This window comes from Natronobacterium texcoconense (genome assembly GCF_900104065.1).
GTDB lineage: Archaea > Halobacteriota > Halobacteria > Halobacteriales > Natrialbaceae > Natronobacterium > Natronobacterium texcoconense.
This window is the reverse complement of record NZ_FNLC01000001.1, coordinates 746896-770945: the sequence shown is the minus strand read 5'-3', so window position 1 is coordinate 770945 and position 24050 is coordinate 746896. Positions and strand designations below refer to the sequence as shown.

At 63.6% G+C, this 24050-nt stretch carries 28 protein-coding genes; 20 read left to right on the top strand and 8 right to left on the bottom strand.

What is annotated here, in order from left to right; genetic code table 11:
- The first annotated feature begins 33 nt into the window (after positions 1-33).
- The 6 genes from BLR35_RS03920 (at position 34) to BLR35_RS03895 (ending at position 5331) form a co-directional block, all read left to right on the top strand.
- Positions 34-939: an ABC transporter ATP-binding protein gene (locus BLR35_RS03920; protein ID WP_090377666.1), complete on the top strand. Its 906-nt coding sequence runs from the start codon at positions 34-36 to the stop codon at positions 937-939.
- Positions 940-1000: 61 nt separating this feature from the next.
- Entirely contained in the window at positions 1001-2431 is a 1431-nt protein-coding gene (sufB, locus tag BLR35_RS03915; protein ID WP_090377663.1) for a Fe-S cluster assembly protein SufB, read from the top strand.
- Position 2432: 1 nt separating this feature from the next.
- Positions 2433-3650: a Fe-S cluster assembly protein SufD gene (sufD, locus tag BLR35_RS03910; RefSeq protein ID WP_090377659.1), complete on the top strand. Its 1218-nt coding sequence runs from the start codon at positions 2433-2435 to the stop codon at positions 3648-3650.
- Positions 3651-3761: 111 nt separating this feature from the next.
- On the top strand, positions 3762-4256 hold the full coding sequence (locus tag BLR35_RS03905) for a M41 family metallopeptidase (RefSeq protein ID WP_090377656.1): 495 nt from the start codon (positions 3762-3764) through the stop codon (positions 4254-4256).
- Between the two features lie 130 nt (positions 4257-4386).
- Complete coding sequence (locus BLR35_RS03900; RefSeq protein WP_090377653.1) at positions 4387-4821, top strand: metal-dependent transcriptional regulator; 435 nt, start codon at positions 4387-4389, stop codon at positions 4819-4821.
- 150 nt (positions 4822-4971) lie between these two features.
- Positions 4972-5331 carry a hypothetical protein gene (locus BLR35_RS03895; protein WP_090377650.1) on the top strand — a complete coding sequence of 120 codons (360 nt, stop codon included), beginning with the start codon at positions 4972-4974 and terminating at the stop codon, positions 5329-5331.
- A gap of 17 nt (positions 5332-5348) precedes the next feature.
- Here BLR35_RS03895 and BLR35_RS03890 read toward each other — a convergent pair whose 3' ends face one another.
- Entirely contained in the window at positions 5349-7148 is a 1800-nt protein-coding gene (locus BLR35_RS03890; protein ID WP_090377648.1) for a phospholipase D-like domain-containing protein, read from the bottom strand.
- Positions 7149-7365: 217 nt separating this feature from the next.
- Here BLR35_RS03890 and tnpA point away from each other — a divergent pair, with 217 nt between their 5' ends.
- Genes tnpA through BLR35_RS03875 form a run of 3 tightly spaced genes read left to right on the top strand, consistent with a single transcriptional unit; the run spans position 7366 to position 9724 of the window.
- Complete coding sequence (gene tnpA / locus BLR35_RS03885) at positions 7366-7755, top strand: IS200/IS605 family transposase (protein ID WP_090377646.1); 390 nt, start codon at positions 7366-7368, stop codon at positions 7753-7755.
- Positions 7756-7758: 3 nt separating this feature from the next.
- Positions 7759-8913 (top strand): RNA-guided endonuclease InsQ/TnpB family protein, encoded by a 1155-nt coding sequence (locus tag BLR35_RS03880; RefSeq protein ID WP_090377643.1) that lies wholly within the window; start codon positions 7759-7761, stop codon positions 8911-8913.
- Positions 8914-8953: 40 nt separating this feature from the next.
- Positions 8954-9724 (top strand): MBL fold metallo-hydrolase, encoded by a 771-nt coding sequence (locus BLR35_RS03875; RefSeq protein ID WP_090377640.1) that lies wholly within the window; start codon positions 8954-8956, stop codon positions 9722-9724.
- A 22-nt stretch (positions 9725-9746) separates the two neighbouring features.
- Here BLR35_RS03875 and BLR35_RS03870 read toward each other — a convergent pair whose 3' ends face one another.
- Positions 9747-11117, bottom strand: a complete 1371-nt coding sequence (locus tag BLR35_RS03870) for a HEAT repeat domain-containing protein (RefSeq protein ID WP_090377638.1) — start codon at positions 11115-11117, stop codon at positions 9747-9749.
- A gap of 72 nt (positions 11118-11189) precedes the next feature.
- Positions 11190-11915 carry a protein sorting system archaetidylserine synthase gene (locus BLR35_RS03865; protein WP_090379645.1) on the bottom strand — a complete coding sequence of 242 codons (726 nt, stop codon included), beginning with the start codon at positions 11913-11915 and terminating at the stop codon, positions 11190-11192.
- 130 nt (positions 11916-12045) lie between these two features.
- Here BLR35_RS03865 and BLR35_RS03860 point away from each other — a divergent pair, with 130 nt between their 5' ends.
- Both BLR35_RS03860 and BLR35_RS03855 read left to right on the top strand, forming a co-directional pair.
- Entirely contained in the window at positions 12046-12471 is a 426-nt protein-coding gene (locus BLR35_RS03860; protein WP_090377635.1) for a cupredoxin domain-containing protein, read from the top strand.
- A gap of 154 nt (positions 12472-12625) precedes the next feature.
- Complete coding sequence (locus BLR35_RS03855) at positions 12626-13555, top strand: sulfide-dependent adenosine diphosphate thiazole synthase (protein WP_090377632.1); 930 nt, start codon at positions 12626-12628, stop codon at positions 13553-13555.
- Between the two features lie 37 nt (positions 13556-13592).
- On the opposite strand, the gene BLR35_RS03850 is transcribed toward BLR35_RS03855, so the two are convergent.
- The gene (locus tag BLR35_RS03850; RefSeq protein WP_090377629.1) at positions 13593-13892 is read right to left on the bottom strand and encodes a hypothetical protein; all 300 of its coding nucleotides are present in this window, start codon (positions 13890-13892) and stop codon (positions 13593-13595) included.
- Between the two features lie 147 nt (positions 13893-14039).
- Here BLR35_RS03850 and BLR35_RS03845 point away from each other — a divergent pair, with 147 nt between their 5' ends.
- From BLR35_RS03845 to BLR35_RS03825, 5 genes are all read left to right on the top strand, one after another.
- On the top strand, positions 14040-14372 hold the full coding sequence (locus BLR35_RS03845; RefSeq protein WP_090377626.1) for a hypothetical protein: 333 nt from the start codon (positions 14040-14042) through the stop codon (positions 14370-14372).
- 58 nt (positions 14373-14430) lie between these two features.
- Complete coding sequence (locus BLR35_RS03840; RefSeq protein ID WP_090377623.1) at positions 14431-15321, top strand: NAD-dependent epimerase/dehydratase family protein; 891 nt, start codon at positions 14431-14433, stop codon at positions 15319-15321.
- A gap of 57 nt (positions 15322-15378) precedes the next feature.
- The gene (locus BLR35_RS03835; RefSeq protein WP_244510180.1) at positions 15379-16929 is read left to right on the top strand and encodes a lipopolysaccharide biosynthesis protein; all 1551 of its coding nucleotides are present in this window, start codon (positions 15379-15381) and stop codon (positions 16927-16929) included.
- Between the two features lie 102 nt (positions 16930-17031).
- Entirely contained in the window at positions 17032-17799 is a 768-nt protein-coding gene (locus BLR35_RS03830) for a DUF7001 family protein (protein WP_090377620.1), read from the top strand.
- Positions 17800-17860: 61 nt separating this feature from the next.
- Positions 17861-18271 (top strand): acyl-CoA thioesterase, encoded by a 411-nt coding sequence (locus BLR35_RS03825; RefSeq protein WP_090377618.1) that lies wholly within the window; start codon positions 17861-17863, stop codon positions 18269-18271.
- A 107-nt stretch (positions 18272-18378) separates the two neighbouring features.
- On the opposite strand, the gene BLR35_RS03820 is transcribed toward BLR35_RS03825, so the two are convergent.
- The gene (locus BLR35_RS03820) at positions 18379-19065 is read right to left on the bottom strand and encodes a class I SAM-dependent methyltransferase (RefSeq protein WP_090377615.1); all 687 of its coding nucleotides are present in this window, start codon (positions 19063-19065) and stop codon (positions 18379-18381) included.
- Positions 19066-19965, bottom strand: coding sequence for a thiamine-phosphate synthase family protein (locus tag BLR35_RS03815; RefSeq protein WP_090377612.1), 900 nt, complete (start codon positions 19963-19965; stop codon positions 19066-19068).
- A 101-nt stretch (positions 19966-20066) separates the two neighbouring features.
- On the opposite strand from BLR35_RS03815, the gene BLR35_RS03810 reads away from it, so the two are divergent.
- Entirely contained in the window at positions 20067-20450 is a 384-nt protein-coding gene (locus BLR35_RS03810) for a DUF8147 domain-containing protein (RefSeq protein ID WP_090377609.1), read from the top strand.
- Position 20451: 1 nt separating this feature from the next.
- Here the strand turns inward: BLR35_RS03810 and dcd are convergent, their stop codons facing one another.
- Positions 20452-21054 carry a dCTP deaminase gene (gene dcd / locus BLR35_RS03805; protein ID WP_090379639.1) on the bottom strand — a complete coding sequence of 201 codons (603 nt, stop codon included), beginning with the start codon at positions 21052-21054 and terminating at the stop codon, positions 20452-20454.
- Between the two features lie 67 nt (positions 21055-21121).
- The gene (locus BLR35_RS03800) at positions 21122-21730 is read right to left on the bottom strand and encodes a DsbA family protein (protein WP_090377606.1); all 609 of its coding nucleotides are present in this window, start codon (positions 21728-21730) and stop codon (positions 21122-21124) included.
- Positions 21731-21907: 177 nt separating this feature from the next.
- Between BLR35_RS03800 and pth2 the strand changes: the two genes are divergently transcribed.
- The 3 genes from pth2 to truD all read left to right on the top strand — a co-directional run bounded on the left by pth2 (position 21908) and on the right by truD (position 24007).
- The gene (gene pth2, locus BLR35_RS03795) at positions 21908-22246 is read left to right on the top strand and encodes a peptidyl-tRNA hydrolase Pth2 (RefSeq protein WP_090377603.1); all 339 of its coding nucleotides are present in this window, start codon (positions 21908-21910) and stop codon (positions 22244-22246) included.
- Positions 22247-22342: 96 nt separating this feature from the next.
- Positions 22343-22600 (top strand): hypothetical protein, encoded by a 258-nt coding sequence (locus BLR35_RS03790; protein ID WP_090377600.1) that lies wholly within the window; start codon positions 22343-22345, stop codon positions 22598-22600.
- Between the two features lie 54 nt (positions 22601-22654).
- On the top strand, positions 22655-24007 hold the full coding sequence (gene truD / locus BLR35_RS03785; RefSeq protein ID WP_090377597.1) for a tRNA pseudouridine(13) synthase TruD: 1353 nt from the start codon (positions 22655-22657) through the stop codon (positions 24005-24007).
- The last annotated feature ends 43 nt before the right edge of the window (positions 24008-24050 follow it).

Here is a 24050-nt window from a genome sequence, read left to right as displayed (position 1 = left end):
TCATACGACCCACCGTTCGAGTGACAGAGTACTATGGCACGTCTCGAACTGAGCAACCTGCACGCGGAAGTAGCTGAGGGCGACGAGCAGATTCTCGAGGGCGTCGACCTCGAGGTCGAATCGGGCGAAATCCACGCCCTGATGGGTCCAAACGGCTCCGGGAAGTCGACGACCGCGAAGGTCATCGCCGGCCACCCAGCCTACGAGGTCACCGAGGGCGAAGTCCTCATCCACCTCGAGGAAGACGAGTTCGGCGACGACGTCGAGATCGACGAGGACCAGCGCACCTGGAACCTGCTCGACCTCGAGCCGAACGAGCGTGCCGCGCTCGGCGTCTTCCTCGGCTTCCAGTACCCCGCCGAGATCGAGGGCGTCACGATGACGAACTTCCTCCGTACGGCACTCAACGCCAAACTCGAGGAGCGCGAGGAGCTCTTCGAGGAAGAGGAAGGCGAAGAAGAGGAGGAAGACGAAGGCTTCGAAACGTCGCCGATGGAAGGCCCCGCGGACGAGGGCGAGATCGGCGTCGCCGAGTTCCAGGAGATCCTCCAGGAGAAGATGGAGCAGCTGGACATGGACGAGAAGTTCGCCCAGCGCTACCTCAACGCCGGCTTCTCCGGCGGCGAGAAGAAACAGAACGAAGTGTTGCAGGCCGCGATCCTCGAGCCGTCGGTCGCCGTCCTCGACGAGATCGACTCCGGGCTCGACATCGACCGCCTTCAGGACGTCTCCGAGGGCATCAACGCGCTTCGAGACGAGCAGGGCACCGGCATTCTCCAGATCACTCACTACCAGCGCATCCTCGACTACGTCGAGCCAGACCACGTCCACGTGATGCTCGACGGCCAGATCGCAAAGAGCGGCGACGCCTCGCTCGCCGAGGAACTCGAGGACAAAGGGTACGACTGGGTTCGCGAAGAAGTCTACGGCACTGCGTAACCGGTTTCGGCTAGAACAACGGTAATAACCCTACAGCCGTAAACACAACCACAATCAAATTATGAGTTCCGAACAAGATCACCTCAAAGAAACTGACACTGAAGCGCGGTTCGAGTTCAAGAAAGAACAGAACGCCGCGGTGAAATCCGACAAGGGGCTGACCGAGGAGGTCATCCGCATGATCTCCGACGACAAGGACGAGCCCGACTGGATGCTCGAGCGCCGTCTGCGCGCACTCGAGCAGTACCAGAACATGCCGATGCCGTCGAACTGGCCCGGCATGCCCGACCTCTCGGGGCTGGACGTCGAAGAGATCATTCCCTATATCCGCCCGGACGTCGACAAGCGTGAAGGCGTCGACGACTGGACGGAACTGCCCGACGAGATCAAGGACACCTTCGACAAGCTGGGTATCCCGGAAGCCGAGAAGAACGCCCTCTCGGGCGTCGGCGCCCAGTACGAGTCGGAGGTCGTCTACCAGAACATGCAGGAGCAGTGGGAGGAGAAGGGCGTCATCTTCATGAACATGGACCGCGCGGTCCAGGAGCACCCAGAGCTCGTCAAAGAGCACTTCATGACGACCTGCGTGCCGCCGAGCGACAACAAGTTCGCGGCGCTGCACGGGGCCGTCTGGTCCGGCGGATCCTTCGTCTACGTTCCCGAAGACGTCACCGTCGAGATGCCCGTCCAGGCGTACTTCCGGATGAACTCGGAAGGGATGGGGCAGTTCGAGCACACGCTCATCATCGCCGAGGAAGGCTCCGAGGTCCACTACATCGAGGGCTGTTCCGCACCGAAGTACGGTGCTCATAACCTCCACTCGGGTGGCGTCGAGGTCTTCGTCAAAGAAGACGCTCACGTCCAGTACTCCACGGTCCAGAACTGGTCGAAGAACACCTACAACCTCAACACGAAACGCGCCATCGTCGAAGAGAACGGCACGATGGAGTGGATCTCGGGCTCGATGGGCTCGAAGGCCACCATGCTCTACCCGTGCTCGATCCTCAAGGGTCGCGGCGCGACCGACACCCACATCACCATCGCCTTCGCCGGCGAGGGCCAGGACATCGACACTGGCGCGAAGGTCTACCACAACGCGCCCGAGACGAGTTCGACCATCGAATCGAAGTCGATCTCCAAAGACGGCGGCCGCACCAACTACCGCGGCCTCGTCCACATCGCCGACGGCGCCGAGAACTCCTCCACTGCAGTCGAGTGTGACGCGCTGATGTTCGACAACGAGTCTACCTCGGACACCATGCCGTACATGGAGATCGAGGAGTCGAAGGTCGACGTCGCACACGAGGCGACCGTCGGCAAGATCGGCGACGAGGACATCTTCTACCTCCAGTCCCGCGGACTGGACGACGACGACGCCAAGAAGATGATCGTCGCCGGCTTCATCGAGCCGATCACGGAGGAACTGCCGATCGAGTACGCGGTCGAACTCAACCGCCTCATCGAACTCGAGATGGAGGGAAGCCTCGGATAATATGAGCACGACGCAGGTACACGCCAATCTGACGGAAGAACAGGTCCGCGAAATCAGCGAGGGTCTCGACGAACCGGAGTGGCTCCTCGAGACCCGCCTCGAGGCACTCGAGGCACTCGAGGAACTGGACATGCCCGACGTCATCCGGACGCCTGGGCGGTCCTGGACGAACCTCCACGACCTCGACTACGAGTCGCTCGTGGACCCGCTGAACGCCGCGGAAGACAAGGATCAGGTCGGCCCCGACGAGGTCGACGTCCTCCCATGGGGCGAAGCAGTCCAGGAACACGAGGACCTCATCAAAGAGCAGTTCGGATCCGTCGTCGATCCCCAGGAAAACTACCTGACGGCGCTTTCCACGGCGCTGTTTAGCACCGGGACCGTCGTCTACGTCCCCGAGGGCGTCGACGCCGAGGACGTCACCATCCGGACCGAGCAGAACTCGCGTTCGCTGTTCAACTACACGCTCGTCGTCACCGAGGAGTCCTCTTCGGTCACGATCCTCGAGCGGCAGTCGACCGGTGCCGAACAGGACGAACAGTACTACAGCGGGATCGTCGAAGTCGTCGCCGGCGAGAACAGTTCGGTACAGTACGGTAGCCTCCAGAACCTCTCGGAGGAGGCCTACAACTTCTCGCTCAAGCGCGGCGACGCCGACACGTACGCGACGATCGACTGGATCGAGGTCAACCTCGGCACGCAACTGACGAAGTCCGGCGTCTCGACGGAGCTCAACGGTGACTCCTCCGAGACCCAGATTGTCGGGGCCTTCTACGGCCACAACGACCAGCACTTCGACTTAGACGCGAAGGTCTGGCACCGCGCCGAACACACCACGGCCGACCTCGTGACCCGCGGCGTCACCGACGACGTCGCCCGATCGGTCTACGAGGGCGTCCAGGACGTCGGCCGCGACGCCTGGGACACCAGCTCCTACCAGCGCGAGAACACCCTCATGCTCTCCGACGAGAGCGAGGCCGACGCCTCGCCGAAGCTGATCATCAACAACCACGACACCGAGGCCAGCCACTCGGCGACGGTCGGCCAGATCGACCAGGAGGACCTGCTGTACATGACCTCCCGTGGCATCGACCCCCGTTCCGCACGGAACATGCTCGTCGAAGGCTTCTTCGTGCCCGTCCTCGAGGAAATCGCTGTCGACGAACTGCGCGAGGACCTCGAAGAACTGATCGAGGCGCGTCTTCGCAAGCGCGACTAACACCTTCGTCGCTATCGTTTTCTTCGGTTCACGCCCCTCGAGCGACCGCTCTCGACCGAGTCGCGATGGCACTCCGGGATGACTAAGTGATCCCGGGCCTCTTGTGGTGATATGAGTCTGGGACAGCGCGTCTCGAGCGACCACCAGCTCGCCCGATTGCTCCAGATCGGGGTCGTGCTGGAGGAGGTCGTCGAATCACGCGCCGCTCACCACCTCGAGTCGCTCCCTCCCGACGAGCGAACGGACGTCGACGAAGAGGTACGTGAACTGCTCGACGAGGCCAGCGAAGAGTCGGCCGAGCACCGCGAGCGCCTCGAGGCACTGATCGCCGACCTCGAGGCCGAGACGGTCGCTTACGAGGAGATAAACGCCCTCGTCGACGCCCAGTACGGGCCGCCGGAGGACACCGACGGCGTCCTCTACGACCAGCTAGCGAACGAAGAGACCGCCTACAAGTTCTACGACGACCTCATCGAGGCGGTCGAGGCCTCCGACGCCGAGTTCGCGATCGACCGCGAGCGGCTTCTCGAGACGCTGTACGAGATTCGCGAGGAAGAGAAGGAAGGGGTCGAAGAGGTGACCGAGATTATGGAGCACATAGCATGATCGGGGACACGACGGCGGTCGCGACTGACAGCCACATCCCTGAAGTCAGTGCTCGGTCCGTGCGTACAGTTTCCCGGGAGCAGGTTCACCGGCGTACTGCGACGACGTATCTCACTGACGGAGGGACGCGATGAACACCGCAGATCAGTATCTCAAGGCGATCTATCTCGCTCAACGCATCGAAGACGGTCCAGCCTCGACGGGCACCCTCGCGGACTTGCTCGAGGTGAGTCCAGCGAGCGTCAACGAAATGATCGGCAAACTCGAGGATCGCGACCTCGTCGAACACGAGAAGTACAAGGGCGCGAGCCTGACCGACGAAGGGCTCGAGCGCGCCCACGACGCCTTGCAGACCTACTGTATCATCGAGCGATTCCTCGCGAACGTCCTCGAGGTCGAGGAGTTTCGGGAGGAGGCCCGCGCTCTAGAGAGCGTCATCGACGACACGGTCGCCGAACGACTGGATACGATCATCGACCGACCCGAGGAGTGTCCGGACTGTTTCGACCCCGAACGCGACTGCTGTGAGCGACTCGAGGCCGAAATCGGCGGACGCGCGGACTGAGCTACGATACGTATACGTTTTCGAACGAATCCTTCACAGTCGTCACGATATTAGTAGCAGATCGAGTTGTATCGATATCGACCGACTCGATCGCTGGCAGACCTGAACCACATCGAAACAGCTATTGAACATCTTGCCTATTTCACATTTGTGGGCCACGATAGGTTGTCCGACCGACAGGTTCGAGGGATCGCACTCGTGGTCGTCGGATGGCTGATCGTCTCCAGTCTGCTTACTGGTCGCCTGATCGATCTCGAGCGAGTTCTCGACGTTGGGGTCATCATCCTCTTCGCACTGCCGTTTTTCTCGTGGCTCTCTCGACACAACAGAGTCGTTGGCTGTACGATTCTGGCAGTCGGACTCGGCGTCATCTGGATCAGTGTCGACGGAATCGGAGCACGCCCCAATCGAAATCTGGTTCTCGGGTACCTCTTCGCCATGTACGGTGCCGTTCTGTTCGCCCGGCCAGGACTGCTCCGCCCGTTCGACGACCACGAGGACGAGCACTAACCGGAACTGATTCCGCATCAGTGTTCCTCGCCGAACCGAACGTATCGGTATCCAACGACCGCTGCCCCCGCGAGCGCGACGACGACGGTCGCCGACAACTCGAGCGGCAGCGTCCACCCTTCTTCCGCCCAGTCGTCCTCGAAGACCGCCGCGTAGAACCCGGCGGCCTCCTCGCCGTGGGCCGCGATCAGTACCTCGCGGTTGTTCTCGAAGGCGTTGTCGTTCCAGTTGGCACTACCGACGACGGCGACCTCGCGGTCGACGACGACGCCTTTCGCATGGATCTTCTCGAACCGGTCGGAGTCCTCGAGGAGTCGCACCTCGAGCGGTAGGTCTTCACTTTGGGCCGTTCGTCCGAGGTCGTCCGCGAGTGCAGCGTTGTCGTCCTCGTGGTACCACGTCGAGTCGAGCAGGATACGGACGTCGACGCCACGGCGGGCCGCATCGACGGTCTCCTCGAGCAGTTGTGTGTCGTCGGCGATACTGGCCTGCTTGACCAGTAGTTCGTCGTCTGCGTTCCGGACAAGTTCGATCAATCGCCGCTCGGCGTTGTCGGGGGCAACGAGGAGTTCGGCCGACTCGAGGGCAACGGCCTCGGGCGGATGTTCGCTGGGAAACGACCGCGGCGGCGACTCTTCGTCTTCGACGAACGACGTCTCCTGCCGGAACTCGGCCCCGGACTGGGTGTCCCATCCCTCGAAGTCGGCCTGGAAGACGGCCGCGAGATCCGCAGCGAGTCGTTCGTCCTCGAGTCGAATTCCCCAGCCACGGCTGGACTCGCCGCCCGTCCCCGAGGGCTTCCAGTTTTCGGTCGTGACGAGAAGGTGGTCGTCGGCGACGGCGTACTTGGGGTGGTGATAGCGGTAGCGTGCTCCTTCGCCGCCAATCGCGCGGACGTCCACGTCGCTGTCCTCGAGTTGCCTCAGGACCGGTTCGGTCGTCTGTGGCGTTCCCCCGACGGGTCCGGACTCGAGGAGGACGGCCACGTCGACGCCGCGGTCGGCTGCGTCGACCAGTTCCTCGGCGACTGATTCGGAGGTGATCGTGTAGCCGGCAAGCAGGAGGCGGTCGTCGGCGTTCCGGATCGTCTCCCGTGGAACCTCGGGCGAGTCCGGAAAGACGAACGCCGTCGCCTCGTCAGTGTCGCTCTCAGAGGCGGGGAGACAGGTCGCATCGCGGGGCCACCAGCGGCCGTCGACGTCCGTCGTCGGCGTTGTGCTCGAGGCCGCGTTCGAATCAGTTCGATACCATCGCTGTGCGACCGGTGCCTCGTCGTAGGCAACGCGGTCGACGGTATCGTCGCCGTCTCGGAGTTCGAGCGTATCACCGTCGACGGCGAGACGGACAGTTCCCTCGAGTTCGAGCACCGGATCGTCGGTCAGCGACCGCGTGGCGCTCGCGTTCGTACTGACTGCGACGCGTCCGGAGACACTCTCGTTTGGGAACGACGCCGTCGTGTGTCCGTCGGTGATCGTCCAGTTCTCGAGTCGGGTTTCTGCGGGCGTCTCGAGGACGACGTACTCGCCGACGTTCCGGTAGGTCGTCGGGTTCGGATAGAGTTCGACGATCCGCGGTTCGTCGGCTTCGATCGCCACGTCAGTTCGATTGTCGTTCGGCGGCGGTTCCGCTCTCGTGGAAGCCGTAGACTCGTGAACACCCTCGTATGGACACTCGAGTGCACTCGAGGGCGCTGACTGTGACGTCGCTGGTTCACCCGGTGGGTCGACCGTCGGCGTCGGTCCGGTAGCCGCGGTCGCACCGCTGACGACAGTCCCCAGAGCGAGGACGACCAACAGCGCGACAGCAGGCCACTTCATCGACGGCTCTGGCCGCTGCCCGATATATAAACTCTCGTCCGACTCGAGGGCTGGACCGAGGCTGACCGCTCGTTTTTTACAGCGGTAGTGAGGCGAAAGCCCACCTCTTCAGGGGTGGGATGAAGCCGATAACTGGGAATCTCTCCACGCTCATAGCCACGATTGGGATTAGATGTCTGCGTAACATCTTTAGGTGAGTGATTTCTATATACCGACGATGCCTCGTGGGTTCGACAGGGAACGTACCAACGTCCACAAACTCCAGTACCACTTCATCTGGTGTCCGAAGTACCGGAAAGCGGTGCTTGAGGGCGAGGTACGCGACCGTCTCGAAGAACTCATCGAGGAGAAAGCCGACGAACTCGGGTTAGAGATACTGGAGTTGGCGATTCGCCCCGACCACGTACACTTGTTCATCACGGGCGACCCGACGCTCGCCCCGAACAAAATAATGCAACAGGTCAAGGGCTACTCCTCGCGCCACCTCCGCGACGAGTTTGACTTCGGCTTGCCGTCGCTGTGGACGCGCTCGTACTTCGTCTCAAGTGCGGGCGACGTATCCAGCGAAGTCATCGAGGAGTACATCGACGCCCAAGCAGGTGAATAGACTATGCAACGGAACGTCTCGACCACGGTGCGGGTCAAACTCCACTCGCTGACCAACAGGAAGGCTGACCTACTCGCCCGTGAGTACGAGGCGTTTCAGACCGAGGTTCACGGCGGGGACGCCGACCTCTACTCCGCGACCAAACAACAAGTGTCGAAAGTCCAGCGACAGAAAGACCCGAATCCCGACACCGAACAACCCGTCGTCCTCCGCAACGACGTGTTCAACATTTCTCACGACGAAGACACGGTTCTCTCGTCGTGGTGGGTCAAAGTCCCTGTCTACGACCCCGAACGGGGACGGGGTAACTCCATCTGGTGTCCCGCTCACGTTCCGCACAAGGACGAACAACTCATCCATGGAGGCGATATTCGGGACAGTGAATTGGTGCGTCATGACGGTGACTGGTACGTCCATCTCGTCGTCAAGCGGTCTGTGACCGTCCAAGACGAGTACGACGACGTACTGGCTATCGACATGGGCGCACGGTGGGTTGCCACCTGTGCGTTCCTCTCCGACCGCAAAACCACCTTCTACGGCGAGGAAGTGCGCCGTATCCGAGAACACTACAAGCAACTGCGGAAGTCCATCGGGAAATCCAAACCCCGACAGGGACAACAGGTGGTCGAGCGTATCGGTGACGCGGAAGCGCGGAAGGTGGACGACCGCCTCCACAAGATTGCTCGCCAAATCGTGGGGGATGCCGAAGAACGGAACGCGGTCATCGTTGTGGGCGACCTCGGCGGGATTCGCAAGGACAACGACAAAGGGCGGTACGTCAACGACAAGACCCACAAGATGCCGTTCGCCTGCCTGCTCAACTACATCGAGTACAAAGCCCACGACGCAGGCATCAACGTGCAGTTGGTCAAAGAATACGACACGTCGAAGACGTGCAACCGCTGTGCCTGCAAGGGCGTCCGAGAGACGCAGGGACGCTTTGAGTGTTCCGAGTGTGGGCTGGACGACAACGCCGACAAGAACGGTGCGCTGAACATCGGCAAACGAGCCTTGGGCAAGTTCTCGAAACCGCTGTCCGAGGCGGGGGCTGTACTGGCACAGCCCGAAACGCAGGTCATCGTCCCACGTGACGACGAACCTGCGAACCTCTCCGTATCCGTGGGTTCAACCCCCAGTGGGGGAACCCCACGGCTTTAGCCGTGGGAGGATGTCAGAACGTGGTCAGGTTGAGCCGTATATGACGATCACCCACGACGGGTTGACGGTCTCGTGGCTCGGTTACGCGACTGCACGCATCGAAGCCTCCGACGGTACCGTGGTCTACACGGATCCTGGGCGGTACGGGACGCTCGATGGCACCTGGACGGAGCAGTACGGCGACGCCCAACATCCGAGTGGGGAGCCCTACGACGCACGGGACGGCGACCTCGTCGTTATCACGCACGACCATCACTACGACAGCGACGGCGTCGAACGCGTCGCGAGTGAGGACGCGACGGTCGTCGTCTACGACGCGGTGTCGGCCGAACGCATCACCGACGGTGGACGGGACGTCGTCGAACCCGAGGAACTTCCCTACGACGTCCGGCGGGTCGAGTACGGCGACGAACTGACCGTCGCCGGCGTCGACGTCCACGTCGTCCCCGCGTACAACCGTCCCAACGGACCGAACACCTCCAACGGCGATCCGATTCATCCCGACGGCTTTGGCTGCGGGTTCGTCCTCACCGTCGACGACATTTCCTGTTTCTGGACGGGCGACTCGGACGTGATCGACGCCCACTCCGACCTTCCGGTCGACGTCTCGGTGTTCGTGCCCTCGATCGCACAGAATTTCACGATGGACCGCCACGACGCCGCCGAACTCGCCGTCGAACTCGAGCCAGAGCTCGTCGTGCCGATCCACTACAACACGTTCCCCGACCTCGAGGCCGACTCGCAGGCGTTCGCCGGCGAGGTGGCGAGCCACGGGATACCGGTCGCTCTGGACGAACGAAACGGCGTTTGAAAACAGTCGGTCGTGCCGAAAGTTAGGCAGCCGGCTCGAGGTCGACGCTCTCGGCTTCGGCCTGGACGAGGTAGGCCCGGTCGTCGTGGTACTCGGCGACGATCTCGAGGGCTTCCGTCGTGCCGATCTGGTTGAGCGCCCACGCAGCGCTGGCACGGACGCGGTCCTCGTCGTCGTTTTCGAGGACGTCGGCGAGCGGGTCGATCGTGCGGGTGTCGCCGATCAGACCGAGTGCACGGGCGGCCCAGCTTCGAACGTCCGGATTGTCCGCGACGAGCTGGTCCGCAATCGGCTGGACGGCGTCTTCGGCACCGATCTCGCCGAGCGCACGAAACGCCGGCTTCTGGAGGTCCGGGTTGGAGTCGACGTAGTCGACGAGCGTGTCGACGACGTCGTCGTTTGCGACGCCGATCTTTCCGAGAATACGCATCGCCGCCTGGTCACGCCGGTTCGCTTTCTGGAGCATCGGGTCGATCGCCTCCTCGGGACCCATCCGTTCCAGGGCCTCGAGACAGTGTTCCTCCATGAATTCGGAGCCGAGCGTCTCGTAGGCCAGCAGGATCTGATCGACGTTCCCTCGCTTCTCGTGGACCTTCAGCGCGTGCCACTCCGGTGGGAAGTCCTTGACGTGATCGAGCACGTCGTAGAACCCTTCACGGCGGAGCTGTTCGCGGACCTCGAGGTCCGTCCACTCGGTCGCGTCGTCGACGTCGCCCTCGAAGTCGTCGGTCGCCTCGAGCAGGCCGGCGATCGTCTCGGCGTCGTCGTCGGGGTCGAGACCGGCGTCCTCGACGGCCTCCGTAGCGTCCTCGAGTGTGTCCTCGAGCTTCTCGGGGACGTTGCCCTCCTCCTCGCCTTTCTCACCGAGTTCGGCACCGCTTACTGGCTCGAGACCGCCGGGCGTCGAGAGGTCACTGCCGAGCAGGTCGTTCACGTCCGTGAGGAACGAGTTGACGGCCTCGATCAGTTCCTCGTCGCCCTCGACCGTCCAGCGGGTGTTCGTGATCGTGTTCGCGACGCCGTCGATCTCGCTGACGACGTCCTCGGCGTAGGGGCCGCGCTGGTCCTCGAGGTCGTCCTCGAGATCGCCGAGATCGCTCTCGACGTCGTCGTAGCGGTCCTGCAGTTCCTCTTCGGGCGTGGGTTCGTCGTCCTCTTCCTCGTCGTCGTCCGTCTCCGGCGGATCCGGAATCTCGACGTCCTCGAGGTCTTCGCGGGTTGACTCGAGGTCGGCCTCGACGACGTCTAAGTCGTCTTCGGTTTCGGCCGCCTCGAGGTCGGATTCGAGATCCTCGAGGTCGTTCTCGAACGAGTCCAGGCGGTCCCGAATCGCGTCGAGATCCGCCGACTGTTCGGCTTCGCTCTCGTCGGGAGTTGACTCGTCTTCGCTCATGGTACCACCGTCGCTGCAAGACGACGCCGACGCGTGACAGAGTCCATACGCTACGGTCGTGTCAGGATCGCCCTAAGCGTTTCCATGCACGTCGGCCGTCGCCGGTTCGGGGCCCTCGCGCCAGTAGAACCAGGGACTCAACGTCATGTACGCGAGTCCGAGCAACAGGAGGGCAAAGGGGAACGATCGGTCGGCGAAGGTCGGGACGAGCACCGCGAGGACGTGGACGACGCCCATGATGGCAGCGTCGCGAGCGAGCAGGTCGGGGTAGGTGATCCGCGAGACCATCAGGTAACAGAACGCACCGGTGATCGCGAGCACGAGCCAGGCGTCGGCGACGCCTGCGAGGATGGCGGCTCCGAGGATCGTCGCGGCCAGCGTCGTCTGGATCCCTTCGGTGTAGTTCGCGGCGGTGTCGTATGTCGTGTACATTCCCAGCCGGGCGACCGCCGTCGCGACGAACAGGGCGCAGACGGCGGTCACCAGTAGGAGTTCGGCGGTGACGGCGTCGTGACTGACGCCGAGCCCGTCGGTGACGACGACGAACGCGAGGACGGCCGGCGCGACGCCGAAGGAGGCGACGTCGGCGAGCGAGTCGAGGTAGGGGCCGGCCTCGGTACCACCGTACCGGCGTGCGAGGATGCCGTCTAATCCGTCCGCGACTGCTGCGAGGAGGATGAGGCGGGCGGCGAGATCGATGTCGACGAACGCGACGACGACGGCGACGAAACCCAGCGCGGCGTTTGCGATCGTCACCGCGTCGGCGACGCCCAGTCGACCGACGAACCGCGGGAGCATACTCGCCGATTCGACGGGCAGATACCTTACGTGTTTTCGTTTCATGACGACCGGACACGGCCGTGGTTCGATCGTCGAACCGGACTCCCGAACCGGGCTGGTTATACCCCCACTCGCCTAACCGTCCGGTATGAACCGGCGCGTCTACCTCGCCGCCGTCGGAACCGGCGTTTCGGCGACGATCGCGGGCTGTACGTCAGTTCTCAGTGCGTTCGACGGCGAGGAGTACCAGATCGGTATGTCTCGCAACGCGTTCGATCCCGAGGAGTACGAGGCCAGCGTCGGCGAAACCGTCGTCTGGAAGAACACGAGCAGCGCCGACCACACGGTGACGGCGCTCGAGGACGGCATCCCCGAAGAGGCTGAGTACTTCGCAAGCGGCGGCTACGACGACGAGGAAACCGCTCGAGACGCCTGGCACGGCTATCGCGGCGGCCGAATCGGTCCACGGGAGACGTTCGAATACACCTTCGAGGTCCCGGGCCGGTACGTCTACATCTGCGAACCGCACTTCGAACCCGGAACGATGGCAGGGACGGTCGTCGTTACCGAGTAACCGCTTCATCGCTTTTCTCTCTGCAGACTACCGAAGTCCGATTTCATAGCTCGACTCGCTGCTCACCAGTCCGTGGGTTACGCTGGCACGATCGTTCAGTCACGTCTGAACGTCGCGACAGACTTTTCACCACTCGAGTATACCACCTAGTTGTATGAGCGACTTCGACCAGTTCAGTCAGGTGGGCGAGGCGGACGTAACGCGTGCAATCGGCCAGGAGTGGACCGAGGAGTTCATGGACTTCTCGGACTCAGACGTCATCATCGTCGGCGGTGGCCCCTCGGGGCTGACCGCCGCGAAGGAACTCGCAGAGCGCGGCGTGAAGACGATGGTCGTCGAGAAGAACAACTACCTCGGCGGCGGCTTCTGGCTCGGCGGATTCCTGATGAACAAGGTGACGGTACGTGATCCGGCCCAGAACATCCTCGAGGAACTCGAGGTCTCCTACAAACAGTCCGAGGACAGCGAAGGGCTGTACGTCGCCAACGGTCCGGAGGCCTGTTCCGGGCTCATCAAAGCTGCCTGTGACGCGGGCGCGAAGATGCAGAACATGACCGAGTTCACGGACATCGTCATCCGCGAGGACCACAAGGTCTCGGGGATCGTGATGAACTGGACGCCGGTCCACGCGCTGCCCCGCGAGATCACCTGCGTCGACCCGATCGCGGTCGAGGCCGACCTCGTCATCGACGCGACGGGTCACGACGCGATGGCCGTCAAGAAACTCGACGAGCGCGGCGTCCTCGACGCACCCGGTATCGGCGACGCCGAAGCCTCCGCGACAGGAATGGACCAGACCGGCGACGATCAGTACGGTGCGCCCGGTCACGACTCGCCCGGCCACGACTCCATGTGGGTCGGCAAGAGCGAGGACGCCGTCGTCGAACACACCGGGCTCGTCCACGACGGCCTGATCGCCACCGGGATGGCCACCGCGACGACCTACGGCCTGCCGCGCATGGGTCCGACCTTCGGTGCCATGCTCGTCTCCGGCAAGCGCGCCGCACAGGAAGCACTCGACGAGCTCGAGGTCGACGCCGAACCCGTCGACATCACGTCGCGTGCGGCACCGGCCGACGACTGACCGCGTACGAACGAGTTCTCCGACTTTCGCGACGACGCTACGACCAGCCAGTCTCGTCGCTCCAGCCGCTTTCGGTCTGGGTCCGATCGCTCGAGTCGTGATCGGCCGGATCCTCGGCGAGCGACTCGCCACAGTAATCACAGGTTCCGTCGTCGGTCGTCCGGGAGCCACAGGACGGACAATTGGTCTTCGGCGGCGTCGACGTCGAATCGTCAGAACTGCTGAGCGCATGTAGCTGCTCGAACTCCACGACGATCCGGAAGTAGGTCCCGACGCCGATCGCGACGAGCACCGCGATCGTCACTACTGACTCTGAAGTGATAGCCTCGAGTGGCACCGTCGATGACCATCCTGTTTCTCCGTCGGGAGAATAAACCTTCTGCCGACGAGATTTCACATCCCGTGCTGGTGGGACCCGCACGCGAACGAGACTGATGGATTCGTCGATCACCGAATTGATAGACCTCCCGTCGGTGGTTGACGTATGGAAGACGACCGCGACGTGACTGCCGTCCGAATCGCCGTTCGACGGGAGCTAAACCACTTCTTCCGGCGACTCGTCTCGTTGCTTCTGGCCACTCTCGGAACTCTCGTCGGTCTCGCCGCGATGGTTTCACCGTTCGTGCTCGGTGGCGGTGAGTTTCTGTTCGCAAGCGGATTTCTCGTCGCCACACTCTGTAGCTGGTGGTTCCTCGGTGCGACCGCCGACCTCGACCTCGAGGAGTTGACAGAAGAGCTGGACGAACCGAGAGGGTCGAACGACTCGAGCAGTTCCGGCGACGTAGGCAACTCGGGGGAAACTACCGGCGCCGAGTAACCCTCGTCCCCTCACCGAAACCCACACTGTTTTCGCCGGCCCGCGACAGCCGTTGGGTATGAAACTCGTCGTCACCGGCGCGACCGGCGGTGTCGGAAGCTGGATCGTCGATCACTTCGCGGACGAGGGACACGACGTCCTCGGACTCGATCTCGAGCGACCATCCAGCGAACGCGAGAACGCCACCTTTCTCGCGGCCGATCTCACCGACCAGGGTCAGGCGTGGGAGACGGTCCTCGAGCACGACCCGGACGCGATGGTTCACGCTGCGGGGATTCCGCGGATGGGCGAACGGACCGGTACCGAGACGTTCCTGACGAACGTCGAGACGACCTACCACGTCTTCGAGGCCGCGGGTCGGACCGGCGCGGACGTGGTCTGGACCTCGAGCGAGAGCCTCTACGGGATGCCGTTCGCCGCGGAGCCGTTTCTCCCCGACTACCTGCCGATCGACGAGGATCATCCGATGCGACCGGAGGACGGGTACGGCACGTCGAAACTCGTCGGCGAGGAACTCGCGGCGAAGACGGTTCGGAAACACGACGTCTCGGTCGTCTCGATACGGCCGTCCTGGGTCCAGTATCCCGGTGAGTACGTGGCGACCGACGAATCGGAGGCGTTCGATCCGGCGACGGCGGAACCGGCCGGTCACTTCTGGTCGTACGTCGACGTCCGCGACGTCGTCTCGATCGTCGACGCCGCGCTCGAGGCCGACGTCGACGGCCACGAGGCCTACCACGCGATGGCGGCGGAGAACTACCTCGGTCGGCCGACCGCGGAGACGATCGAAGCCGTCTTCGGCGACCTGCCCGAAGAGTGTGCTCTCGAGGGCGACCAGTCGGCGTTCTCGACGGCGAAAGCGCGCCGGGACCTGAACTGGGAACCCGCTCACTCGTGGCGGGAGGCCGAGACGGAGTCCGTGGAGGGGCCGGCGTTTCTCGAGAAGTAGATACCCGTCGGAACGATTGACTTTTCAACTTCAGATCGAGTGGTACGGGTACGAATAGTGACTCGAGCGGACGAGGAGTCGATTCCGGACGAGGAACGGGACGCCCTCCTGACTATCGCTCACGGCGCAGTCGTCACCTCCGGCGGAATTTCGGGACAGCGAGCGCTGATGACGGCCGTCGAGGTCGTTCTCGCACGCGGTCTCGGGCCGACGGCGTACGGCGTGTACGCGATGGCGTGGCGGATCGCACAGATACTCGTCCGACTCGTGACCTTCGGGAGCGTGCCGGCGCTGCAACGATACGTTCCCGCCTATGCGGAACGGCCCCGGCGCCAGTCGACGGTCGTGGGACTGGCGTACGCGACCACGATAGGATTCGGCGTCCTGCTGGGGGTCGCCGTCTGGCTCCTGGCCCCGCGGATCAACGAACTCACCGTCGACCACCCGTCGTTCGTGCCGACGATGCGCGGCTTCGGGTTCCTCGTGCTGTTGCTCGGTATCATCACGGTCGTCTCCGGCATCTTCCGGTCGGTCGGCTCCGCCCGCGGCGAAGTCGCGTTCAACAAGCTGTTTCGTCCGGGCGTTCGGCTCGTCTGTGCGAGCGTGGCACTCGCGCTCGGGTACTCGGTCGTCGGCGTCACCGGCGCGATCGTCGTCGGAACGGCTGTCTTGGCGGTGCTCGCTGCACCGATTGCGGCGCATGTAACGGGAATCGTCCCGTCCCTGCGCGAGATTCGAAGCGAGAGCCGGCGCTTCTACAACCACGCCGGCCCCGTCGCGATGAGTAGCCTCGGAAAAGTGTTCCAGAACCGGATCGACGTGCTGCTGGTGGGGGCGCTGCTGACGACGGTCGCGGCCGGCGTCTACAACGCTTTGCTCGTGTTGATCGCGATCGCGTGGATTCCGCTACGGTCGTTCAACCAGTTGTTACCGCCAGTTGCGTCGGATCTGTACGCTGACGGCCGGATCGACGTCCTCAACGAGATCTATACGTCAGTCACGCGGCTGATCGTCACCACGGTCGTCCCCGTTCTCGTCGTACTCGTCGTGTACGGGCGGGAGTTTCTCGCGCTGTTCGGACAGACGTACACGCAGGGGTACGTTCCACTGGTCGTGTATCTCGGCGGCGTCTTCGTCGGCAGTGCCGTCGGCGCGACCGGGTGGCTGCTGATGATGACGGACCACCAGTACGCTCGGATGCTCCTCGACTGGCTCCTGGCGATACTCAACGTCGCGTTGACGTACCTGTTCGTCGTGGAGTTCGGCCTCGTCGGTGCCGCTCTCGGCACCTCGATCGCGATTGCGGTCCAGAACGGCATCCAAGTCGTTCTCCTGCGACAGTTCGAGGGACTGTGGCCGTTCGATCGGACGTTCCTCACGCCGATCGCGGCTGGCGGCGTCGCGCTGTCCGTCATGTGGACGATACGCGCCGGCGTCTCCAGCGGGTTCGTCGCTCTGGCTGGTATCCCTGCAGGGTTGATCGCTTACGTCCTGACGCTCCACGTTCTCGGCGTCGATCCACGGGACAGGCTCGTCGTTCGCGAACTCGCCGACCGGTACCGGGCCGAACTGACGGAGACGCCGGAACCCACCGATCGCTCCGCGTAGGGCACCTCGACAGGAATCGGTCGCTATCGCTGCGGAACGCCACTGTACGTTCACCTCCCCGAGGACCGCAACCCATTACCGCGTGGTACGACTACGGAATACATGGTCGATCGAGTTACGCTCTACCGGGCGCCGACGACCCCCGTCGACACCGACGAACTCGCCGACTGGCTCGAGGGCCGCGTCGACGCCACGGTGTCCGTCCAAGACCGGTTTCTCGAGGTACACCGAACGGACGACCTCCCCGAACGGTTCGCCGAGGCCCGCGTCACCTCGCCGTACGACCGCGAAACGGGGAACACGATGCTCGGAACGATCCGATACGAGGAACGCGCGCTCGAGAACCCCGACCGCGAGGGTGGCGTCCTCTACGACGGGCTTCAGGTCCAGCGAGCGTTGAACAGCGCCTTGCCGGACGAGGAACGCGGTCTCGAGAAACTTCACGTCCCACTGCTGGATCGAGCGATCGGTACCTGGGGCGACCACGATGGCCGCTGGCACAAGCGCGTGAACGTACTGGGTCAGCCCGCGCTGGTATCGGTGCCCGGCCTCTACGAGGCACCGGCCAAACCTGAGGAGTACTACAAGGAAAAGCAGCGCCACGCCCTGCTCTCGGGCGACGCACCGCCGCGAGAGGTCCTCGAGAATCAGGTCGAGGGCGACTTCCTGGTCGAGGACGATCCGCGGACGACCGACGCCCTGAAAGGCTACGTCCTGCAGGCCTACCACTACCTCGAGACGGGCGAGGCCTTCTGTGACCGCGAAGCGTGTCGGCTCTACAACGCTCACTATCACGAGGACCTGATCGAGGCCCAGCTACGCGACCCTGTGTTCTGCGACGAACACGCCCGACTGTACAGCCAGCAGTGACCGGCTCGAACGTTGCCCGAACCGGTGGGCTCTTTAGCCCGCTCCGTTTCGACAATGAACAATGAATGAGAAGTTCACCACCGAGATCCCCGTCCGGTTTCGCGACCTCGACCCGATGGATCACGTCAACCACGCTGTCTACGCGAGCTACATCGAAGCCGCACGAATCGATTACATCGACGAGGTCATGGAGATTCGCCAGCAGGACGCCGGTTTCGTCATCGTGAACCTCGAGATTTCCTACAAACGACCACTCACGCGGGGTGACGAACCCACTGTCACGCTCTGGGTGACCGACCTGGGAACGACCAGTTGCACGATCGAGTACGAAATTCGCACTGCCGACGGCGAAATCGCCGCGACCGCCGAAACCGTCATGGTCCAGACGAATTCGGAGGGACAGCCGGAGCCGCTCTCGGACGAGGTTCGCGAACGGATCGCGGAGTACGAGAACCTCGAGGCGACGGCCTGACGTCCGGACTCGACTCGCTTTTCTTCTCATACGGTCTGCTGTAGTCACTTCCCACCATCGCCGATCCCGGTCTGACGATCGGTGGGAACCAGTTACAGCAAACCGTATCAACCCAGTCGACCGCCAGTTAACCGCACGACGCCGAAGACGTGCGTCTCGTCGGCGACCGCACTCGAGCGTTCCCGGAGGCGAGCGTGAGCGCCGTCGATCTTCCTGTCGAGTCGCAGATGTGGCTGGTCCTCGTAGCGCAGTTTCGTCGTCGGTGGCGTCGAGAGGACGACGATCGCCCGGAAGACGGCGTTGACCGGCGGCGCGTACCACTCGTCGCTGCGGGCCGCGTTCGCGAGGACGACGTGACCGTCGGGACCGACGAGGTCACACCAGTCGTCGACCGCGCCCGCGGGGTCCTCGAGCATCCCGACGACGAAGGTCGCCAGCAGGGCGTCGACGTCCCTGTTCACGTCTGCGAGCGGCGGCCGCGTCGCGTCACCGCGAACGACGTGAACGTTGTCGTACTCGGCCGTCAGGTCGCGCGCTCGCTCGAGTACCTGGCGTGTGAAGTCGATCCCGATCACGGTACCGCCGGGACCGACCTGCTCGCGCAGGTACGGCAGGTTCGCACCCGTTCCACAGCCCATCTCGACGACGGTGTCGCCGGGCTCGAGTCGACAGGTTGCCGCGGCCCGTCTCCGGAGGCGTGGGATGCCCGGCGTACGACGCGCGATGAGGTCGTAGAGACGCGCCCAGCGGCCGTAGAACTCCTGGGCGGACGCCGAACTCGTGCTCGCGGACATCTACAGTAGCGATCGAACCGTATCGGCGACCGACTCCGCGTCCGGGCCGAGGACGTAGATCAACGGTTCGATCCCCATCCCGCCGGTCTGGTACAGCACCGTCGCTTCCGGTTCGTCTTCGATCGCTGCAGCGACGCTCGAGGCGACGTCGTCCGATTCGTCGAATTCGGCGGTGACGTGGCCGTCCTCGGACAGCTGTGCGAGCAGGTCTCGGTCGTAGCTGATGTTGATCGCCGCCGACGCGTCCGATCCGTGGGCGCGGGCGGCCAGCAACACTGTCGCGACGTGTTCGGAAACGCCGAACTCGGGGCCTGTCGGGACCGTCGCCTGCCCTTTCACGTCGAAGATTCGGCCGGGAACGCCGGCGACGTCGTCGACGTCCTCGGCGTCGGGCGTACACGCCACCAGGTTCGAGCCGACGGCGGGGATCAGCGTCGCGAACCCGCTCGAGTTCTCGAGGATGCGAAGTCCACGCCGAAGCGACGAGAGTACGCGCTCGCTGGTCCGCAGGTCGCTCTCGGGGTCGTGCACCCGGAAACTCGAGCCGTGGTCGGCGAGTTCGGGCACCTCCGCTTCGTGAAGCTGAGCAAGCAGGTCGCCGCCGCCCTCGAGTTCGCGGATCAGGACCTCGATTTCGATCAGTGCCTGGACTGGCGTAATGTCGCCGGCAGCGAGTCCCTCGCCGAGTTCGTCGACGAGTGCCTCGACACGTTCGTCGTCGGCGATCCGGTCGTTCGTCGCGACGTCGCCGTGGGCGTACTTCGAGACCGCGCTCTGGCTGATGCCGAGCACGTCCGCTACTTCGCTCTGGGTGAGTCCCTGCTCGCGGAGCCGGCCGGCAAGCAACGACCGGACGGTCGGCAGGAACTCGTCGACGACGATTTCCTCGACGAATTGCATTTGCCGTTCCGTACGACCGCCTCGGGGATAACTTGTCGGTACCGTCCCCGGAGTGAGACCGATCAACACTTACGGGAGTCGATAGCAGTGTGGTGTAAGCGATGTCCGCCAGAACAGTCGTGCTCGCGCTCGTCTCGGGACTCCTCGCCTTTTTCGGATTCGGAATGACGACGGCCGCGATCACCGGCCCGCTCGTGGAGTTCGAACTCCTCCTCGGACTGCTCACCGGGACTATCGCTGGACTGGTCGCGACGGCGGCCGTCAGCGTCACCCTCACCCCCGACGTTCCGCCGGGACGACGACGCGTTGCAGGGATCACGACCGGCTTCGGCGCGGGCTTTTTCGTCGGACTCGTCGGTGGCGTCGTCGTCGTCCACCTCGGCCCGATCCAGTCGATCGGCTCCGGATTCGTACTCGGATTGCTCTGTGCGTACGGCGTCTCTCGATCCGGGTTTGCCGAAGGGACGGAACCGATAGAAGAGTAACTTAGTCCTCGCGCTCGAGTTGGTCGCCACCGAACTCGTGGTCACCCTGGATGCGCGAGGCCTGTGGACCGTCCTGATCCTGATACTTCGAGCCGCGTTCGCTGCCGTAGGGTCGTTCTGCGGGTGTTTTGAGCTCTGTGAACGTGAGCTGTGAGATTCGCATACCGGGCGTGAGTGCGACTGGCGCGGTTCCGAGGTTCGAGAGTTCGAGGGTGATCTGGCCACGGTAACCGGGATCGCACAGTCCTGCAGTCGCGTGGACGACGACGGCGAGCCGTCCCAGCGAGGAGCGTCCCTCGACGTGAGCGATCAGGTCCGGCGGGATCTCGACGCGCTCGTGGGTCGTCCCCAGCACGAAGTCTCCCGGATGCAGGATGAAGTCGTCACCATCGTCGACGACCGTCTCGGTGACGTACTCGTCGACCTCCTGCTCGGAGTTTGGGTGGATACAGGAGATGTTCGTCCGCTGGAACTCGAGGAACTCGCGACCGAGGCGCAGGTCGACGCTCGCCGGCTGGATCTGTAGTTCGGGATCGTCGAGGGGGTCGACGACCAGGTCGCCCTCCTCGAGTCGTTCGAGAATGTCCGCGTCGGAGAGGATCATACCCGTCGAGTCGAACGGCGAGGGTGTAAACGGTTCGATCCAGTCCAGTGGATAGTCCGACAGCCCGTTACTCGAGTGCGCCGTCGATCGCACTCACGAGGTCGTCTTCGACCAGTTCGCCGTCGACGAAGAACGTCGGTGTCCCCTCGACGCCGTTGGCCGAACCGTACTCTCGGTTCGTTTCGAGGGCGTCACGGTACGTTTCTTTCTCGGCCGCCTCGCGAATGTCCTCACCGTCGAACCCGAGGTCGTCGGCGACGGTCTCGATCGCGTCGTAGGAGTAGTCGTCGAAGTGACCGTAGATTTCGGCGGCGAACTCCCAGAACGCCTGGTCGCCCTCCGTCTCGTAGACGGCACGGGCACCGGAGGCGACGGCCCACGACCAGGTCTCGTCGACCGGAATCGGGAAGTCCCGTTGCTCGAGTCGGATCAGTCCTGGGCCAATGTAGTTCTCCTGTATGTACGGCAACATCTGGAACTTGAACTGTCGACAGACGCCACAGGCGAAGTCCTCGTAGACGGTCACCGTCACGTCCGCGTCCGGGTTTCCCGCTACGGGTGGCTCCGGCGGCTCCGGTGACGTCGAGGGCTCGTCGTCACCGAGACAGCCGGCGATCCCGATACTCGCGCCTGCAATCGCGGCCGTCGCGAGAAACGACCGACGCGTTTCGTCCATGTCGGCGGCTAACCAAGCAGGAGCCAAATACGTGACGGGGAGTCCCAGCTATAGTAGCCACTGAAAGTCAGTGCGCACCCGATCGCACGACAGCGGTGCGATCGGTGTGCAAACAGTTTCAGTTGTTACTATACCGGGATCGCCGACGATTTATCGATCCCCCTCGAGAACTCGCGTATGAAACAGGCCATCGTCGCTCGCACCGACGTCGGGATGGGACAGGGAAAACTCGCCGCACAGGTCGCTCACGCGTCGCTATCGGCATACGAGAAAGCCGAGAGACGGACGCAGGATCGATGGAAACAGGGCGGGCAGAAGAAGGTCGTCCTGAAAGGGGAAAGCGAACGCCAGCTACACGAACTCTCCGAGATCGCAGACAGCAAAGGGATCGCCAACGCCCTGATCCGCGACGCCGGTCACACGCAACTCGAGCCAGGGACCGTCACCGCGCTCGCGGTCGGCCCTGCCGAGGAGGATATCGTCGACCGCGTGACCGGCGAACTGTCGCTATTCTAGCGGCTCGAGCGGGCAATCAGCCCTCGAACGACCAGTTCGTTCGAAGTCACCGCCAGCAGTAATTATTTATCAATCACGGTGGAAGTTTTCGGTACTATGTCAGTCCTCTCGACTGAAGACGAAGGAAAGTTCCTGATGGACGTCCGCGGCGAACAGATCGGGATCGTCACCGAGGTCGATCCCGTCGAACAGGTCGCCTACGTCGATCCGGACCCGAGCCTCACGGAAGCGTGGCTCCAGAGTCTCGGACGTGGCAACGCGAACGAAGACGATCTCGAGATTCCCGCCGAGAACGTCGCGACGGTCACCGACTCGGAGATTCGCGTCGACGCGGACCTGAGTAGCGAAGCCTAACGCCCGCGAGAACGAACCGATTTATCCCCGGCGGCCAAAGCGCCGGCAACGACTATGCGCCCGGCACATCCCACGGAACAGGCCGTCGGCATGGACCACTACGTCAGCGACGCCGACGGCGTCGGCGGCCGTCTTCGCGCCGACGACGAACACTTCCGCGTGCGTGAACTCGAGCGGTTCTCCACCGAACCCATCGACGCCGATACGGGCGGCTACCCACACGTCGTCTTTCGGGCGACGCTTCGCGGCTGGGACACGAACGACTTCGCCGCCCGGGTTTCGGACGCACTCGGTATCTCCCGGGAACGGGTCGACTGGGCCGGGACCAAGGACAAGTACGCGATCACGACCCAGCTATTTTCCGTCGACGGTACCGACCCCGACGCGCTCGCAGCCCTCGAGATAGACGGCGTCGACCTCGAGGTGCTAGGACGGGCGGGCCGTGGCCTCGAGTTCGGCGACCTCGCGGGCAACGCCTTCGAACTCGTCGTCAGCGACCCCGACAGGCCCGAGACGGCCGCGGAGATTACAGCGGAACTACGCGAGTTCGGCGGCCGGGAGAGCGAGGACGGAGAGATCGGCGTCCCCAACTTCTTCGGCCAGCAGCGGTTCGGTAGCCGACGGCCGATCACCCACGAAGTGGGCCTCGCGATCGCTCGCGGCGATTGGGAAGGCGCGGTGATGGCCTACCTCGGGAACCCGGCCGACGCCGAACCCGAGGGGACTCAGGAGGCCCGCGCATTTCTCGAGGAAACTCGCGACTGGGAGGAGGCACTCGAGCGGTTTCCCAACCGGTTACGGTACGAACGCTCGATGCTCCACGAACTCGCCGAGTGTTCGGGTGAACCCGACGAGGAGACGTTCCGGGCCGCACTCGAGCGCGTCCCGTCGAACCTCCAGCGGCTGTTCGTCCACGCCGCACAGTCCTACGCGTTCAACCTGATGCTCAGCGAACGCCTCGAGCGCGGGCTGCCGTTCGACCGGCCCGTCGAGGGCGACGTGGTCTGCTTTTCCGATACCGGCAGCGACGTCCCCGACGAACTCGTCCTACCCGACACCGACCGACTCCAGCGCGTCGACGAGCGCCGGGTCGACTCCGTCACTCGTCACTGCGAGCGCGGCCGAGCGTTCGTCACCGCACCACTGGTCGGCACCGACACCGAACTCGCCGACGGCGAGCAAGGGGAGATCGAACGCGACGTACTCGACGAGTTGGGACTCGCGCCAGCGGACTTCGACCTCCCCGACGAGTTCCACTCGACCGGCACCCGGCGAGCGATTCTCGTTCGGACGGATATGGACCTCGAGAGCGATCCGCTCACGCTCTCCTTTTCCCTGCCGAAAGGATCGTACGCGACCGTAGTCGTCCGGGAGTACCTGAAGGTGAACCCGATCGACCTCGGATAGCGTCGCTACTCGAGACGCGATCCCAAAAATCGAAACCGAACGT